The sequence below is a fragment of the Streptomyces sp. CNH287 genome (assembly GCF_000424825.1).
Genome location: NZ_AUKQ01000005.1, coordinates 460,828 through 477,762, shown reverse-complemented (window position 1 = coordinate 477,762; position 16,935 = coordinate 460,828). Strand labels below are relative to the sequence as shown.

At 70.3% G+C, this 16,935-nt stretch carries 15 protein-coding genes, 1 tRNA gene and 1 pseudogene; 14 read left to right on the top strand and 3 right to left on the bottom strand.

Annotated elements, in window-relative coordinates:
• Positions 1 to 559 precede the first annotated feature (559 nt).
• Positions 560 to 1,759, top strand: coding sequence for a DegT/DnrJ/EryC1/StrS aminotransferase family protein (locus tag H299_RS32915; RefSeq protein WP_037758151.1), 1,200 nt, complete (start codon positions 560 to 562; stop codon positions 1,757 to 1,759).
• 66 nt (positions 1,760 to 1,825) lie between these two features.
• On the opposite strand, the gene H299_RS0108495 is transcribed toward H299_RS32915, so the two are convergent.
• Both H299_RS0108495 and H299_RS38145 read right to left on the bottom strand, forming a co-directional pair.
• Positions 1,826 to 2,290 carry an NUDIX domain-containing protein gene (locus tag H299_RS0108495; protein ID WP_027748068.1) on the bottom strand — a complete coding sequence of 155 codons (465 nt, stop codon included), beginning with the start codon at positions 2,288 to 2,290 and terminating at the stop codon, positions 1,826 to 1,828.
• A gap of 52 nt (positions 2,291 to 2,342) precedes the next feature.
• On the bottom strand, positions 2,343 to 3,125 hold the full coding sequence (locus H299_RS38145) for a helix-turn-helix domain-containing protein (RefSeq protein WP_158692291.1): 783 nt from the start codon (positions 3,123 to 3,125) through the stop codon (positions 2,343 to 2,345).
• A gap of 847 nt (positions 3,126 to 3,972) precedes the next feature.
• Here H299_RS38145 and H299_RS0108485 point away from each other — a divergent pair.
• Positions 3,973 to 4,466, top strand: a pseudogene (locus H299_RS0108485) (pentapeptide repeat-containing protein); the annotation flags it as partial.
• 132 nt (positions 4,467 to 4,598) lie between these two features.
• Here H299_RS0108485 and H299_RS32910 read toward each other — a convergent pair.
• The gene (locus H299_RS32910) at positions 4,599 to 5,618 is read right to left on the bottom strand and encodes a transporter (protein WP_486587192.1); all 1,020 of its coding nucleotides are present in this window, start codon (positions 5,616 to 5,618) and stop codon (positions 4,599 to 4,601) included.
• 186 nt (positions 5,619 to 5,804) lie between these two features.
• Between H299_RS32910 and H299_RS39530 the strand changes: the two genes are divergently transcribed.
• From H299_RS39530 to H299_RS0108420, 12 genes are all read left to right on the top strand, one after another.
• Positions 5,805 to 5,881, top strand: a tRNA-Arg gene (locus H299_RS39530).
• Positions 5,882 to 6,007: 126 nt separating this feature from the next.
• Positions 6,008 to 6,238: a CopG family transcriptional regulator gene (locus H299_RS0108475; protein ID WP_037758149.1), complete on the top strand. Its 231-nt coding sequence runs from the start codon at positions 6,008 to 6,010 to the stop codon at positions 6,236 to 6,238.
• On the top strand, positions 6,235 to 6,651 hold the full coding sequence (locus tag H299_RS0108470) for a PIN domain-containing protein (RefSeq protein ID WP_027748064.1): 417 nt from the start codon (positions 6,235 to 6,237) through the stop codon (positions 6,649 to 6,651). The genes H299_RS0108475 and H299_RS0108470 overlap by 4 nt, the downstream gene beginning before the upstream one ends.
• A 234-nt stretch (positions 6,652 to 6,885) precedes the next feature.
• Positions 6,886 to 7,467, top strand: a complete 582-nt coding sequence (locus H299_RS32905) for a nuclear transport factor 2 family protein (RefSeq protein ID WP_078512563.1) — start codon at positions 6,886 to 6,888, stop codon at positions 7,465 to 7,467.
• Positions 7,464 to 8,369, top strand: a complete 906-nt coding sequence (locus tag H299_RS32900) for a sigma factor (protein ID WP_078512562.1) — start codon at positions 7,464 to 7,466, stop codon at positions 8,367 to 8,369. Before H299_RS32905 ends, H299_RS32900 begins: the two co-directional genes overlap by 4 nt.
• 462 nt (positions 8,370 to 8,831) lie before the next feature.
• Positions 8,832 to 10,298, top strand: coding sequence for an ATP-binding protein (locus tag H299_RS0108450; RefSeq protein WP_037758147.1), 1,467 nt, complete (start codon positions 8,832 to 8,834; stop codon positions 10,296 to 10,298).
• Positions 10,295 to 10,717: a roadblock/LC7 domain-containing protein gene (locus tag H299_RS0108445; protein ID WP_027748062.1), complete on the top strand. Its 423-nt coding sequence runs from the start codon at positions 10,295 to 10,297 to the stop codon at positions 10,715 to 10,717. Before H299_RS0108450 ends, H299_RS0108445 begins: the two co-directional genes overlap by 4 nt.
• Positions 10,714 to 11,076, top strand: a complete 363-nt coding sequence (locus H299_RS0108440; protein WP_027748061.1) for a DUF742 domain-containing protein — start codon at positions 10,714 to 10,716, stop codon at positions 11,074 to 11,076. Before H299_RS0108445 ends, H299_RS0108440 begins: the two co-directional genes overlap by 4 nt.
• A complete protein-coding gene (locus H299_RS0108435) occupies positions 11,054 to 11,659 on the top strand; it encodes an ATP/GTP-binding protein (protein WP_037758145.1) in 606 nt (201 codons plus the stop codon). The genes H299_RS0108440 and H299_RS0108435 overlap by 23 nt, the downstream gene beginning before the upstream one ends.
• Positions 11,656 to 12,933: a cytochrome P450 gene (locus H299_RS32895; protein ID WP_051262232.1), complete on the top strand. Its 1,278-nt coding sequence runs from the start codon at positions 11,656 to 11,658 to the stop codon at positions 12,931 to 12,933. Before H299_RS0108435 ends, H299_RS32895 begins: the two co-directional genes overlap by 4 nt.
• Entirely contained in the window at positions 12,933 to 14,240 is a 1,308-nt protein-coding gene (locus tag H299_RS0108425; protein ID WP_027748059.1) for a cytochrome P450, read from the top strand. Before H299_RS32895 ends, H299_RS0108425 begins: the two co-directional genes overlap by 1 nt.
• 232 nt (positions 14,241 to 14,472) lie before the next feature.
• On the top strand, positions 14,473 to 16,692 hold the full coding sequence (locus H299_RS0108420; RefSeq protein ID WP_027748058.1) for an NADP-dependent isocitrate dehydrogenase: 2,220 nt from the start codon (positions 14,473 to 14,475) through the stop codon (positions 16,690 to 16,692).
• The last annotated feature ends 243 nt before the right edge of the window (positions 16,693 to 16,935 follow it).

Sequence of the window (16,935 nt, the reverse complement as noted above, 5' to 3'; positions counted from 1 at the left end):
GCAGCGTCCCATCGTACAGAAGGGCAATCAACTCCTGCTGACCGGAGACGGAAGGGGATTTCTCGGCGATGAGAGGCGAGAGAGGGACGAATATCCGTGAACGGCGAAAGTAGAGTCATGGACGAATTCTACGAAACCGGGGAAACTCCCTGCCGCCACCGGTCGCTTCACAATCGGGATCCACCCGGGTCCACCGAAGGCGGGAGGGTTACGGAGCCCTCCGGCCGGCCGGGCACATGCTGCCGCCAAGCCTGCACCGGCCGGGTCCGCGCCCCGCGGGCCGGACCACCACCGCATGTTCCGTGCGTGCCGGCGCCTCAGCCGACGCACATGGGATGAACCGGCACGACGGACTCCTTGCGGGTCTCCCGGCCGACGCCCCCTGGGCCGCTCCCCGGGATCCCGCGCCGTCACACCGGCCCGAGAAACCGCGACCGGACCACAGCACGGATGACCGTGCCGCACCGATCGGACCACACGGCACCGACCGGTCCTCAGAACCCGCGACCCGATGGCGCCGCGCTGCCTCTCGGGTTTACCGACCAGAGAGGAAACACCCTTGAGGAATTCCCCGCCCGCCGCGCTCGGTGGCGTCCCGCTGCTGGAGAGCGAGACGCCGATGGCCCGTCCCACCGTGAACGACGATCCGCTCCTGCACGCGGCACTGGGCGAGATCCTGGCATCCGGTCAGCTGACCAACGGGCCACAGGTGGCCGCGTTCGAACGGGAGGTCGCGGAGTTCGTCGGTGTGGAACACGCCGTCGCTGTGTCGAACTGCACCACCGGGCTGATGCTGGCACTGCGCTGCCTCGATCTGGAGGGCGAGGTGGTGCTGCCCAGCTTCACCTTCATCGCGAGCGGCCATGTCGTGCTCTGGAACGGTCTGCGGCCCGTCTTTGCAGACATCACCCGGGACACCTTCACACTCGACCCCGATCGCGCGGCCGCCGCCATGGGCAGTGGGACGGCGGCACTCCTCGGCGTACACACCTTCGGCGCCCCCTGTGACATGGAGGCGCTGGAGCGTATCGCCGATGAACAGGCGGTCCCGCTCGTCATCGACGCAGCGCACGGCTTCGGAGGGACCTATCCGGACGGCAGCCGCATCGGTTCCAAGGGCATCGCGGAGGTGTTCAGCCTCAGCCCCACCAAACCCTTCACCACAGGGGAGGGAGGCATCATCACCACACGGGACGGCGCGCTCGCCGAAGCGCTGCGCACAGCCCGAAACTACGGGAACCCCGGCTCGTACGACAGTGTCCTGCTCGGCCTCAACGGACGGCTCACCGAATTCGCGGCGGCGATCGGCAGGAGCGGCCTGCCGCTCCTGCCGGGCTGGCTGGAGCAGCGGCGCGGGCTCGCGGAGCGGTACCGGGACTGCCTCAAGGATGTGCCCGGACTGTCCTTCCAGCGGATACCGGACGGGGCAAGCAGTGTGTACAAGGATCTGTGCGTCGTCGTGGACGCCGCTCAATTCGGCCTGGAACGCGATCAGCTGGCCGACGCGCTCGCCGCCGAGCGGATACCGACGCGCCCCTACTTCGACCCGCCGCTGCACCGGCAGAGCGTGTACTGGAAGTACGCGGTCGACGGTCTTAACACCGGAACCGAGGGAACCATGGCTGCCACCGAGTGGCTCGCCGAGCGCGCGCTCACGCTGCCGCTGTACTCGCACATGCCGACGGAGATCGTCGATCGCGTCTGCCAGGCCGTGGACCGAATCCACGCCCATGCTGGCGAACTGGCCTCACGGGGGTAGGCGGACAAGGGGCGACTTGAGCCCACGCGCCCGGAGCGGCCCCATCGAGCCTGAGCGCCGAGAACGTCAGGAGGAGGACAGAGCCGTAACCGTCGAACGGTAGTGATGGAGGATGGGCAGCTCCGGAGCGATGATGTGCGCGGGCAGTGCGTCGATGGGGAAGAATACGGCGCTGCGGAGCTCCGATTCATTGACCTGCGGCTGGTCGTGGGTGGCCGCAGTGAAAGCAGCCGTCACATTGAACACCTCGTCGCCGTGGTCGTATCGGAAATAGAAGTCGGGTCCGGAGAAGACGTTGAGCAGGCGCAGCTCGGCCAGACCTATCCCAAGCTCCTCTCTCACCTCACGACGGCCCGCCGACTCGAACGACTCACCGGGCTCCATCAGCCCCCCGGGCAGACCCCAGCCGGGAATATCGGTGCGCTCGACCAGCAGTACTCGGCCCTCGCCGTCCAGGATGAGGACGGAAGTGCCGGGTAGGATCAACGGACGGGTGCCCACCAGGGCGCGCAACTCGGATACGTAGTCCACAGGAGCCTCTCTCATGCGTGGGTGTGGGGAGTGAAAACCGGCCGGGGTCAGGTCATCGGCACTGATACACCAGGTGGTTCAGCCGGTCGCCGCTCTCCCTGAGCGCGGCGGCCGCAGCCGGGACATCCTGCTCGAACACCGGCTGTCTTCCCATGACACTGACGGCCCCCACGGGAACACCGGACTGGACAAGCGAAATGGCAATCATGAGCCAGTCCGGGGCGGGCCCCGGACCGAGTAAGTAGCCGCGCACACTGAATTCACGCTGCGCCTCCAGTCCGCCCGGCAGGTCGAGATGGGCGAGAATGGACCTTCCCGCAGCATCCGCATTCAGCGGCCGTGGCGTCACCAACGCGCCGTGCGGCGGCATACCATTCGATCCCGGAAAACTCTCCACACAGATATGTGCGGGCGCACCCATCAGAATCGCAGCATGCAGACAGGCGGTGTATCCCAACCGGCCGCACAGCGCCCCTAATTCGGCACGTGTCGCGGCGGTCGGAAGATGTGGATGCGCACGGATTCCGGCGCGCGCCGCTCTGCGATTTCCCGCACACGGTGAATTTTGCCGCGCCGGTGCCGCGGATGGTTCTCTGGGAGGAGTGGTGAGAGCATAGTGACCGTGTCGCACCTGGAGGATCACCCCTGCCCGCAGCCCGGACTGAATGATTCGCTGCACGGTGGATCGGCTCAGATTCGTCCTGTTGATGATGGCGCTGAGAGCGTGCGGTCCCGGGCCCATTTTCTGCAGGATCCCGAGGACTTGGAACGCCCGGTCGGAAACGCGCTCCCGACCCTCGGGCCCTGCGGGCCTGGAAACTTCGTAATGCATCATGCCTCCTTGATCTTGAATTTTCACCAAGTGCCCGAAGCAGTCTCGATCCATCCTCACCAATCGATATCAGATATACGAACTAAGACAGCACGATGCCCACCCCGAACCGTTGTGAAAATACGCTAACGGGCGCCGTCTCGCGGTGTCAATGGAGCCCTGAATGGCTGGTTACTGTCGATTCTCACCGGCGATTGCCATACTGGCGCCGCTCACCCAGCTACCCTCGGAGTGGCGCTGCCCACCGGGGGCCGGTCAGAGCTTCGCGGCAGCTCAGTAGACGGAGCGCCCGACCGCCTCCGATCCCCTTCTGCCGGATACCCGTCGAGGGCATGCCGTATCCATTGTTCTCATTTCAGGTGCTCCCCATGGTGTCTGCCGCCCGCCATGACCTCATGCTTTCCGGACCGCCGGGTGATCGCCCTCGTTGAACACCCCGCCGGGCCGCAACAGGATCGCGCGTGTCAGGGACCGCCGGCCCCGCAGCGGGTTCAACAGTGGCGGCGATGCGAGTGGCAGCAGTAATCGGCACCGCTTTCAGCCAGGTCCTCCGGCCGCTTGCGGGGAGGTTCCACTCAAACCGGCGATCATTACCGGGTAATGAACCGGGCTGGGACAGGTCCGGGCCGAGGGCACCCGGACGCCGGTGGGCAGTTCCCCGACGCCGCAGGGAAATCCAGCACGCAGCGGGACGTCATGAGCTGGCGGTGCGGCCAGCGTGGACACCTTGCACCGGGACACTGCTCGTCGCCTCCGGGCCGGTCGCGGGATGTCCGCCCGTGACGGCGCCCGACAGTCGCAGGTCGTTCGCCGTCCCCTCCGGCGCCGTCAGGCCACCGTCGCCATGGCAAGGTGCGCGCTGGAGGACAGCAAGAACGAGCCGGGGCGGCGGATTTCTACTACGGCGAGATGGAGATGCGCCGCCACGACCGCACCGGCACCGCCCGCGCCGAGCGAGGGCTGCTGCACGACTACTGGATGCTCTCCGGCTACGGCCTGCGCGCCTCCATCGCCGCGGCCATGCTCGTCACCGTCGTGCTGCTCATGGGCTTCGGGCTTCCCCAGGACTCTCCGAAGCAGGAAGTGACCGGAACCGTACCGCCCGGCGGAGGCAAGGTCTCCTTCGAGATCGACAAGGCTGATCCGCGCAACCCCACAGGGGAAAGGTTCACCGGCGTGCGCTTCGAGAAGGCGCTGAACGCCACGCCCAACTCGGTGGTGTTCCGCTCCTCCGGCCAGGACCTGACCACCGCAGGCACCTACATCGAGATGACCTCCCGCGTCACCGAGCCCCTCCTCCTGGGCCTGGCGGTCCTGGCCGTCCGCAACCGCGTCAAACGCTAGCCCAGCACACACAGCCAGAGACCGAAGAACGCCCCCGGGCGCCGAGCCCGTCATCCGCGCACCCGGAAGACCGCGGGCAGCGCGGACCGCTGCGAGGGCGAGAATGGGCCGCCAAACGGTGGGTGTGCCCGCTCACGGTGATGACCGGCATCGCCTGACCGTCCCTGACCAGCGTCCGAAACCGGCAGGCTGGACACGGCACCATAGCTGCGGATCCCCGGTTACCGAAACCGGAGATCCGCCGAATACTTGTAGATCCACCGCCGCTCCTGACCGCCGGCCGAAAGGCCGTACACCAACGATCCACACCTTCACCCGTGAAACGCTCATGGCAATGCGTGCCTCTGTTCCTTCACGCCGCGGCATAGCTGAGCTGGAACAGGTCCCGGGCACGAGACCCACTTCCTTCGGATCGGCCTTCAGGTAGACCAGCACTTTGGCCCGCTGGGGAGGCATGAGGCAGGCAAAGTTCCGCAGCCGCCGGTAGGCCGCGTACTGCTTGCGCTGGACGCGGGCGACGCCGCTTCCGAGGCCGCGAAGCACCTCGTCGACGGCCGCAGCCAGCTCCGGCATCGCCCCGCCCTGCCTTCGAGCCGAGGGAAGCACGGCCGCGCGTCGGCGAGTCCGCCCCGCTACGGGCGACTGCCCGGTGACCGAGGCCACGGTCTCAAGACCGAAGTGCTCGGTGCCGAAGTAGCGGTAGCAGACCAGATCGATGCTGCGCCGGTGCTCGCGCACGGCGTGGGCGTCGTAGCGGGTGAAGTCGCCGGCCACGCAGATCCGCCTGGGCGCACTCCACAGGACCTGGGCGGCGGCTGGTGCCCCGAGTCGGTCGCGGACGAGGCACTCGAAGGCGCTCCGGTGAGCCGTGAGCCAGGACATGTAGTACAGGCCCTGGTTGATCACACCGGCATCCACGCCGCGCTTGTACTCGACGATCACCGGTGCGCCGTTCTCGTCGATCCCGAGCGAGTCGATCCGTCCGCCCTCGACACAGTCGATCACGTACTCGCTCGCCAGGAACCGCACCCCCAGCATCGTCTCCATGTGCGCCTCGAAGAGGCCCTGCACGTCTGCCTCGACGTCAGCAAGACGCGGCGCGACCTCCGTCACGCCGCCTTTCGTGTGGAACAGCTTCAGGCTGCCCGGCACCTTCCCCTCCCGTTCTCCGCAGTGCCGAAGTCCAACACGCCGAACGGCGGGATTATTTCCAGGTGTCATCCGATCGCGCTCGCGGGACACACGACATGCGACATAGTCGACGAAAGGCCCCAATGCACCGATCTCAACTTCGCGGGACATGCACGGGACCGCGCCGTTGACGGCCTGTCAGACATCGCCGCGACCAGGGGAAACACTCAGGAATCGAACGGCCTCCGGAGCCGTGTGCGCAGGTTCGAATCCTGCCGGGGGCACTCCGGAAAAAGGCTCTGACCAGCGGAAACGCAGGTCAGAGCCTTTCTTGTGCTGCCAGGAGGCACACGTCCACCACCCTTCTGCAAGCGCACGTCCAGGGTGGCCACATCATCCAAGCAGCAACCATGCCCCGCGATATCGCCGAGGCCGCCAAGGCCCGCAGCGGCCCGTCGGGTCTGTCCGCCTATGTCGCCGGCGCCGTCGCGCGCCAGATCGAGCGGGACAATCTCAACGAGCTCATCCAGGTCGCCGAGGCCGAGCACGGGCCCGTCACCGACGAAGAGATCCAGGTCCTGCGCGACCAGCTCCAACAGGCCCGCCAGCAGCAAATGCCGGGCGGGACGAACGCCGCGTGACCCGCTCTTCCGCGCCCACCCCCGGCGGCACCCTGGTCCTCGGCAGCGAAGGGCTGGCCAAGGCCGTCCTGCGCGACCGTACGGTGACCGGCTGGCTCGCCCTCGCCCGCGCCGACGACCTGCGGGTGATCACTTCGGCGGCCACCCTCGTCGAAGTGATGCACCCACGCATCAACCGCCCAGCCCTGGAGTGGACGCTGTCCCGTCTCATCATCGAACCGGTCACCGAGCCCATCGCCCGGCACGCCGCCGCTCTCCTCGCCGACGCCCGGCTGCACGGCCACAAGTACGCCATCGACGCCATGCTCAGCGCCACGGCGCTGGCCGCCCCCGGCCCCATCACCGTTCTCACCTCCGACCCCGAGGATCTCGCCGCGCTCTGCCGCGGGCGGGTCACCGTCATCAAAATTTGAGGGCGCACCGCAGGGAGCGGGTCTTGATCACGGGGGATCTCTCGCACGATCTCCCCGGCCAGGTCCGGGAACTCGGTCGTGAGGGGCAGTAGTCCGCCCCGGGCAGCCGATCCCCTGGCCGGATTCGTGGTCTGGGCGCCGCTTCCGCCACGGGGCCGCCGCACGCTGCGCCTCACATTCCGGCGCGCCGCGTGGTCGTACTGCTGAACGGACCGGTACGACGGAGAGGGAACCATGAAAGATCTGAAGGCCTTGAACGCCATCGCCGACCGCGTGGAGATCGAGGCGCTGCGCGGCGAGCACGCGGACGCGGCCAACATGGAGGACCCCGAACGCTTCGCATCGCTCTTCACGCAGGACGCGGTGTGGCGGATGCCCGACGTCGGCATCGATCTCCTGGGCCGCGAACAGATCCTCGCCGGGTGCCGGCGGCTGGCCGAGGACTGGGAGTACTTCGTGCAGAACTGCCACCTCGGCGTGATCGAGCTGCACGGGGACACCGCCTCCGGCCGCGACTACATCTACGAGCTCGGACGCCAGCGGGACGGCAGGTGCGTCGTCAACTACGCCGTGTTCCACGACCGCTACCAACGCACCCCGGAGGGCTGGAAGTTCACCGAGCGTGTCTACGAGGTGAAGTACCTCGACACCACTCCCCTGGCGGGCGCGCCCAGCGTGGACTGGGAGGATGTCGACCTGCCCGCCGGGAGCAACTCCCCTGCGGGTGAGCGCACTCAGCCACGCGCCGTAGCGCACGGCGAGGTCGGGGCCGGGGATGTCACAGAAGGCACGGGCTCCGACGTCATGGGTGCGTGACACGATCGGGAGCGGACGGAAGCGAGGAGTCGGTGACGGGCGAGGGCGCACAGGGCACGACCGGGCAGCTCGTTCGCGACGGGCGTGCGGACCCTGCCACCGAGGCGTTCGTCGTCCATCGCAATCTGCTGTTCACCGCCGCCTACGACTTGCTCGGTTCGGCCGCCGACGCGGAGGACGTGCTCCAGGAGACTTGGCTGCGGTCGGCGGGGGCGGATCTCGGCGCGGTGGAGGACCGGCGGGCGCGCCTGCTCCGGATCACCACGGGGCGGGCGCTGACCCGGCTGCCCGCGCGGCGCCCGTACGAGGTGCCCGGTGCCGGTTCCCGGCTGAGTGAACCGCCGGGCGCCCAGGGCGCCGTGGACGCGCGGGCGGCCCGCGCCCGGCCGGGGGCGGTCCGCCGCGTGGCGCGCCGCCTGGTGCGCCGCGTACGGGGGCACGTCGCGGTGCGGCCGCCGCGCGGGATCGTTTCGGCGGCCGGCCCCCCGGACGCGCCCGCCGCGCCCGCCGCGCCCGCCGCGCTCGACGCGTTCCGACGGGCGGTCGAAACGGGGGATCTGCGGCGCCTGCGCGGCCTCCTCGCGCCGGAGGTCGTCTTCCTCAGCGACGGCGGCGGGAGCAGGCACGCCGTCCTGTGGCCCATCGTGGGAGCCGACACGGTGGCCCGCATGCTGGCGGTCGGACTGGGCCGGATCACCGGGGCGTCGCTGCGGCCGGGACGGGTCCACACGTACCCGGCGCTGGTGCTCCGGCTGGGCGGCGAGATCGACACCGTGGTGGCGGTGCGCGTCGACGGGGGCCTCATCACCGGGCTCTACGCCGTGCGCAGCCCCGCGAAGCGCTCGCGTGGACGGGCCGGGGCCGCCCAGGGGGTGTCCTCGTCGCACCCGCCCCAGGGGTGAACAGCCCCTGGGGCAGGCCGCGTCGGGGCAGGGGACGGAGTGAGGGGGACGGAGCCAGGGGGCCGCGGCCCTGTGCGGACGGGTTCGCCGCCGTGCTCTCCCTCGCCGGTACGGCGCCCGCCGACCGGCCCGCGATCCTCCGCGGCCTGGCCGGGCTGCTGCGCGCGCAGGCCGCGTTCCTGTGGGGCCCGCGAGGACGTCCGTAGGGCCTGCCCCGCGGCCCCCGAGGGGGTACAACCGGCTCGCGGCGCCCGGCGAACACTCCCGGCCACGGTGCCGGATCAGGGTGTGTACGGGCGATCAGGCACGTATGTCCTTGCGTTCTTGACTAATTTGATGATCTGTCATGCCCTCCCAGTTGAGAAGTGGTCTAGTCTGCTGCCTGCGTGTCAACGCGGATTGGACGAATCTGGTTCTCCGCCTGCGCGATTCCGGTTGTTGCCTTGCTCGTACGAGGATCTGATGCCCCCAGAGATAACGGACGCCCTCCTGTGGTTCCTGGTGGTGGCTTTGGCCGCGGCCGGAATCATCTCCGGGCTCACAGCTCAGCGACAGCGGAAGGCCGCGTCCCGTGCCGCCAGACGTGTCGAAGAACTCCAGGCCGCCCTGCACCGGCGTGACGACGAGGCGCACCACCTGGCCGGTCACCAACTGCCCACGCTGGTCAACGCCCTGTGGAGCGGTCAGCGGGTCGACGTCCCCAAGCTGCTGCACCAGGAACTGGCCGAAACCCCCTTCGCGCAGGCCCGGGAGTCGCTGATCGGCGCCGTCATCGGGGTCGCGCAGCAGGCCGCCGACCGTGCGGAGGGCGCGACCCAGACCGCGGTGAAGACCGTCACGAGATCGATGCAGGCGCTGCTGGCCGAGCAGCAGAGCGCAATCCTCACGATGATCGAGCGGCACCACGACGAGAAGGTGCTGGCCGACGCCATCACCATCGACCACGCCAGCAACCAGCTCAGCCGCCGTGCCCAGATCGTGGCCGTGCTCACGGGTTCCTGGCCCGGCCGCCAGCGCACCGAGGCGCCGGTGCTGGACGTCGTACGGGGCGGGGTCTCGCGGATTCGCGACTTCCAGCGCGTCAAGATCACCGGCGATCCGGCGTTCGCGGTCACCAGCCGGGCCGTCGAGCCCGTGGTCCTGGCCGTCGCCGAGCTGCTGGACAACGCCGCGCGGCACTCGGAGCCGGGCTCCGACGTGCAGGTGTGGTTCGTGCAGGCGCACAACGGCCTGAGCATCATGATCGACGACGCCGGAGTGGGGCTCAAGCCGGAGGACAAGGCGACGGCGGCGCGGCTGCTGTCGGGGCAGGAGCCGGTACGTCTGACGCGGCTGCGGAATCCGCCCAAGTTCGGCCTGGCCGCGGTCGGCGTGCTGGCCGCGCGGTACGGCTTCCGGGCGAGCGTGGAGCAGGAGTCGGACTTCGGCGGGGTGCGGGCGGTGCTCTATCTGCCCAAGGACCTCCTGGTGACACCTGCGGCGCAGGGCACCGGGGCCGAGACCGGAGCCGGAGCCGGGACCGCCGGGTCCGGCGCGGCGCCGGAGGCTCTGCCGGGCGAGGCTGCCGGCACCGCTGAAGCCCCCGTACGCGCCGCCGTACCCGCGCCCGCCGCGCCGCCAGCCCCTCACGTCCCCCTGGCGGACCTCGCACCCGCCCCCGCTCCCCCGGCCGCCGACCCCGCGCCGTCGCACCCGGCCGGCCCGTTCGGCTCGCCCGGCGCGGAGTCCTTCGACGAGCGCCCCGACGGCCTCCCGCAGCGCCGCCGTCGCAGCGGACCGCTGCCCGAAGTGGCGCAGGCGCCCGCGATGCGACCGCCGACGGGCTCCGGCCGCACGCTGGGGGCGTTCGCACGGGGCCGCCGCGCCGCGCAGGGCTCCGCCTCCCCCGAAACCCCCGACACCCCTGACGAGAGGAACCACGGGCGATGACCACCGCTCGCACGAGTCTCAGCGGCCTCGGCTGGATACTGGACCAGCACCTGCTCCGCCTCCCCCACACGCTGCGCGCGCTGCTGCTGACCTCGGACGGTCTGGTGGCGGCCACCTCCACGGGTCTCGACCGCGATCTCGCCGACCGGATGGCCGCGGCCGTCTCGGGCATGCAGTCGCTCAGCCGGGAGGCGTCGGAGTTCGCGGACTGCCGCGACGCCCCCTGGGAGCTGACCATGATCCAGTACGGCAACGGCTACCTCTTCTTCATGGCCGCCGGGCCGGGCACCTATCTCGCCCTGTCGGCCGGGAAGAACGCGGACGTGGAGGCGATCTCGTACACCATGGAGAAGACCGTCGACCGGCTGGGCCAGGAGATGGCCATCGCCGCACGGGGCGCGACTGGCCTGGAGTCATGAACCGGCCCCGGGTCGGCCGGGACCGGGGACTGGTGCGGCCGTACGTCGTCACGGGCGGCCGGTCCGCTCCGAGCCGCAATCATTTCGATCACATCACCCTCGTGATGCTCTCCTCCGCCGGCCTGTCCCGCAGCAGCCTGACGCCTGAGCAGTGCCGCGTCGTGGACCTGTGCGGGCCCGGCGCCCTGTCCGTCGCCGAGATCGGCGGGCACCTCCAGCTGTCGCTGAGCGTGCTGCGCATCCTGCTGGCCGATCTGATGGAGAGCGGTCACATCACCACCCGGGCCACCGTCCTGACCGCCGGGAACCCCGACCGAGAGCTACTGGAGGCAGTCCTTGCGGGACTCCGCGCACTCTGAATCCGCCGCGGGCACGCACCTGCGCGGCGACGAGACGGTCGTGAAGATCGTGGTCGCCGGACACTTCGGCGTGGGCAAGACGACCTACGTCGGCACGCTCTCGGAGATCCGCCCGCTGCGTACCGAGGAGGTGATGACCGCAGCGAGCGTGCACCACGACGACCTGCGCGGCCTGCCCGAGAAGACGGAGACGACCGTCGCCATGGACTTCGGACGGCTGCGCCTGAGCGACGAGTTGGTCATGTACCTCTTCGGGGCCCCCGGGCAGGAGCGCTTCCTGAACGTGCTGAGCGACCTGACCCGGGGTGCCCTGGGCGCCCTGGTGCTCACCGACACCCGCCGGCTCGCCGACAGCTACCACATCATCGGGCGCATGGAGGACCTCGGGCTGCCGTACGCGGTCGCCGTCAACGAGTTCGACAACGCCCCCTCCTACGGCACCGAGCAGCTGCGCGACGCGATGGACCTGGCGCCGGACACGCCGCTGGTGCTGTGTGACGCGCGCAGCCGCGACAGTTCCAAGCAGGCCCTCGTACAGCTCGTCGAGTACCTCCTCACCCGTCACCCGGAGCCGATCCGATGACCACTCCGCCCACCGCCTCCCCGGGGCGGGCAGCCGCCGGCGCCTGCCCGTACACCGGAGGCGCGGAGCGCCCCCTGCCCCTGTACGGGCCGGAGTTCGCCGCCGACCCCCGTGCCACGTACGCCCGGCTGCGCGCCCTCGGCCCGATCGCCCCGGTGGAGATCGCCGAAGGCGTCAACGGCATGGTGACCACCACGTACCGGGCCGCGCTGCACCTGCTGCGGAACACCCCGGACATGTTCGCCAAGGACCCGCACCACTGGGAGGCGCTGCGCACCGGCCAGATTCCGCCGGACAGCCCGGTCCTGATGATGATGGGGCCCCGCCACAACGCCATGCTGCTGGACGGCACCGCCCACTCCAGGCTGCGCGGCGCGATCACCAGCAGCCTGGAGCTTGTCGACACGCACGCGCTGGAGGCCGGCGTCGCGCGCGTCGCCGACCAGCTCATCGACAGGTTCGCCGCCGACGGCCACTGCGACCTGATCACCGACTACGCCGACGCGCTGCCCATGCAGGTGCTGATCGAGATGTTCGGCAGCCCGCCCGACGTGGGCCTGGCTATCGTGCAGGGCATCGCCAAGCTCTTCGACACCACCCAGGACGCCGCCGAGGCCAACGTCGAACTGGAGGCCGCCTGCCTCGCGCTGACCCAGCTCAAGCGTGACCATCCCGCTGACGACGTCACCTCCTGGCTGGTGGCACACGAGGCGCGGCTGACCGACGCGGAGATGATGCACCAGATCCTTCTCCTGGTGGGCGCCGGGACCAGCCCGTGCACCAATCTGATCTCCAACGCGCTGCTGCTGATGATCGCCGACGACCGGTTCAGCGGCAACGTCTTCAACGGCGTGCAGCCGGTCGGGGACGCGCTCGACCACGTGCTGTGGGAGGACCCGCCGGTCTCCAACTACGCCCCGCTCTACGCGTTGGGGCAGCAGAGCTACCTGGGTGTCGAGCTGCGGCCCGGCATCCCGATCCTGATCAGCTTCGCCGCCGCCAACAGCGACCCGGCGCTGGCCCCCGCCGCGGACCAGCGCGCGGGCAACCGGGCCCATCTGGCCTTCGGCGCGGGCGTGCACGCCTGCCCGGTCCCCGACCTGGCACGCGTCATCTCTGAGACCGCCGTCGAGCGCGTGCTGGACCGCCTCCCCGAACTGGCCCTCGCCGTCCGGCCCGATCAGCTCGAACGCAGACCAGGCACCTTCCACTCGGGCTGGGTCAGTCTTCCGGTGACGTTCCCGCCCGCCGCCCGCACTTCAGGAGGAAACTGATGGACGCCCGGACCCCCGCCGCCGGCTGCCCCTACCGCCTCGACCCCAGCGCACGCGACATCCACGCCGAGGCAGGGCAGCTCCGCGCCCTCGGTCCCGCCGCGCGCGTGGAACTGCCTGGCGGGCTGGAGGGCTGGTCGGTCACCGATCCGGGCCTGATCCGCCGGCTGCTCACCGACCCCCGCATCTCCAAGGACGCCCATCAGCACTGGCCCGCCTACATCGACGGGGAGATTCCGGAGCAGTGGCCGCTGCGGATCTGGGTGGACGCACGCAACGCGCTCACCGCGTACGGCTCCGAGCACACGCGGCTGCGGCGGCTGATCGGTCCCGCCTTCACCGCCCGCCGCATCCGCGCGCTGGCACCGGCGGTCGAACGGATCACGGACACGCTGCTGGACGAACTGGCGCAGCGGCAGCAGCAGGGACCGGACGGCGACGCGGCGGACGGCGCGGTGGACCTGCGGGCCGCGTTCGCCTGGGTGCTGCCGCTGCTGGTCGTCAACACCCTGCTGGGCGTCCCCGAGGAGCTGCACGGCGGCTTCCGGGAGAAGATCGGCGGGCTGTTCGCCACCGGCATCAGCGAGGAGGAGGCCATGGCCAACGGCGCGGCCGTCTACCAGCTGCTGGCCGAACTGGTCGCCCTCAAACGGGAACACCCCGGCGACGACGTGACCAGCGCGCTGATCGACGCGCACGACGACGAGACCGGTACCCGGCTGACCGAGCAGGAGCTCCTGGACAGCCTGCTGCTGCTCATCGGCGCCGGGCACGAGACCACGGTCAACCTGCTCGACCACATGGTGGTCAACCTGCTGGAGAACCCGGAGCAGCTCGCCCTGGTCCGCTCGGGCGAGGTCGTGTGGAGCGACGTGGTGGAGGAGACACTGCGGCACCAGGCGCCGGTCGCCACCGTCATCCTGCGCTTCCCCGTCGAGGACCTGCACGACCCGCAGAGCGGGCTGACCTTCGGCCGCGGGGAACCGCTGGTGATCAACTACGCTGCGGCCGGCCGCGCGCCGGAGGTGCACGGGGAGGACGCGGACCTCTTCGACGTCACCCGGCCCGAGCGCCGCGAGCACCTCGCCTTCGGGCACGGCGCGCACTACTGCCTCGGCGCCGAGCTGGCCCGGCTGGAGGCGCGTATCGCGCTGCCCGCGCTCCTGGACCGCTTCCCCGGCCTCGCGCTGGCGGTCCCCGCCGCGGAGCTGGTCCCGCTGGAGTCGTTCATCTCCAACGGGCACCAGGAGGTGCCGGTCCTTCTCGGCACGCCCTCCGGCGCACCCGCCGGCGCTACGGCGGCCTGAACAGCCCGGCCGCCCCGCCCAGCCGCCCCGCCCGAGTCGAGATCGGGCGGGGCGGCGGCATGTTCACGACATCGGCACCGCCTGCCTACGCAGAGTGACCCGCCGCGTGGCGTGCCGTCCTGGCGGGCCGCGCAGGCCGGTGCGCGCGGCGCACGCGGGGGCTGGTGTCGAGCGAGGAGCCGGCAGGAGATATCTTGATATCGAGACGATGTAGACGTGGAGCGGAGTAGCGGTGACTGACTCGACCATCATCTATACGGACACGGACGAGGCCCCGGCCCTGGCGACGTATTCGTTCCTGCCCGTGGTCAAGGCGTACGCCGCCACGGCCGGGGTGTCCGTGGAGAGCCGCGACATCTCGCTGGCGGGGCGGATCATCGCCAGCTTCCCGGAGTACCTGGCGGAGAGCCAGCGGATCGACGACGCGCTCGCGGAGCTGGGTGAGCTGGCCCAGCGGCCCGAGGCGAACATCATCAAGCTGCCGAACATCTCGGCGTCCATCCCGCAGCTCAAGGCGGCCGTCGCCGAGCTTCAGGAGCAGGGCTACGCGCTGCCGGACTACCCGGACGACCCCAAGACGGACGAGGAGCGCGAGGTACGCGCCCGCTACGACAAGGTCAAGGGCAGCGCCGTCAACCCGGTGCTGCGCGAGGGCAACTCCGACCGCCGCGCGCCCGCCTCGGTGAAGAACTACGTCCGGGCGAACCCGCACCGCATGGGCGCCTGGAGCCCCGACTCCAAGACGAACGTCGCGCACATGGACGGTGACGACTTCTTCTCCACCGAGAAGTCCGCCGTCATCGCCGCCGACGGCGCGCTGCGCATCGAGCTGGTGGGGGACGACGGCACCACCACCGTCCTGCGCGAGTCGGTGCCCGTGCTGGCGGGCGAGGTGGTGGACGCGGCCGTGCTGCGCGTCGCCGCGCTGCGTGAGTTCCTGACCGCGCAGATCGCCCGCGCGAAGGCCGAGGGCGTGCTGTTCTCGGTGCACCTGAAGGCCACGATGATGAAGGTCTCCGACCCGATCATCTTCGGCCACGTGGTCCGGGCCTTCTTCCCGAAGACCTTCGCCGCGCACGGCGAGGCGCTCGCCGCGGCGGGCCTCACCCCCAACGACGGGCTCGGCGGCATCTTCAAGGGCCTGGAGTCGCTCCCCGACGGCGCGGCGATCAAGGCGTCCTTCGAGGCCGAACTGGCCGAGGGCCCCGACCTGGCGATGGTCGACTCCCACCGCGGCATCACCAACCTGCACGTGCCCAGCGACGTCATCGTGGACGCCTCGATGCCCGCGATGATCCGCACCTCCGGCCACATGTGGAACGCGGACGACCAGGAGGCCGACACCCTCGCGGTCATCCCCGACAGCAGCTACGCGGGCATCTACCAGGTCGTGATCGACGACTGCCGGGCCAACGGCGCGTACGACCCCGCCACCATGGGCTCGGTGCCGAACGTCGGTCTGATGGCGCAGAAGGCCGAGGAGTACGGCAGCCACGACAAGACCTTCGAGATCCCCGTCACCGGCACCGTGCGGGCGGTCGACGGCGGCGGCGAGGTCGTGCTGGAGCAGACGGTCAGCGCGGGCGACATCTTCCGCATGTGCCAGACCAAGGACGTGCCGATCCAGGACTGGGTCAAGCTCGCCGTCAGCCGGGCCCGCGCGACGGGCGACCCGGCCGTCTTCTGGCTCGACGAGGCGCGCGCGCACGACGCGAACCTCATCGCCAAGGTCAAGGCGTACCTCCCGGAGCACGACACCGAGGGGCTGCGCATCGAGATCATGGCGCCGGCCGACGCGATCGCCTTCTCCCTGGAGCGCATCCGCCGCGGCGAGAACACCATCTCGGTCACCGGCAACGTGCTGCGCGACTACCTGACCGACCTCTTCCCCATCCTGGAGCTGGGCACCAGCGCCAAGATGCTCTCGGTGGTACCGCTGATCAACGGCGGCGGGCTGTTCGAGACGGGGGCGGGCGGCTCCGCGCCCAAGCACGTCCAGCAGCTGGTCAAGGAGAACTACCTGCGCTGGGACAGCCTGGGCGAGTTCCTCGCGCTCGCAGTCAGCTTCGAGCACCTGGCGCAGAAGACGGGCAACGCGCGGGCGCAGGTCCTCGCCGACACCCTGGACCGCGCCACCGGCACCTTCCTCACCGAGAACAAGTCGCCCAGCCGCAAGCTGGGCGGCATCGACAACCGCGGCAGCCACTTCTACCTGGCGCTCTACTGGGCCGGTGAGCTGGCCCGGCAGACGGACGACGCGGAGCTGGCGGCGGCGTTCGCCGCACTGGCGCAGACGCTGTCCGACCAGGAGCAGGCGATCGTGGACGAACTGGTCGCCGTCCAGGGCTCGCCCGCCGACATCGGCGGCTACTACCAGCCGGACGCGGACAAGGCGACGAAGGTGATGCGTCCTTCGAAGACCCTCAACGACGCGCTCTCCACGCTCGGCTGACGCGGCCTCCGCCGGGACGGAAGAGGGGGAAGGGCCCGGTGCCCTTCCCCCTCTTCGCGTTCCCGGGCACGGCGGGGGGGGCCGTGCCCGGTCCGGTGCCGGTCTCGTGTTCTGCGCGCCTCGCGTACATCCCTCCGCCCCGCTCGGGAGTCTTCCTTGAGGGGCACCGGCCACTCGGCGCCCCCGCGCACTCCGCGCCGCAGGCGCACGCCGCCTGTTCAGCTCTTTCACTCCCGGAGCGTC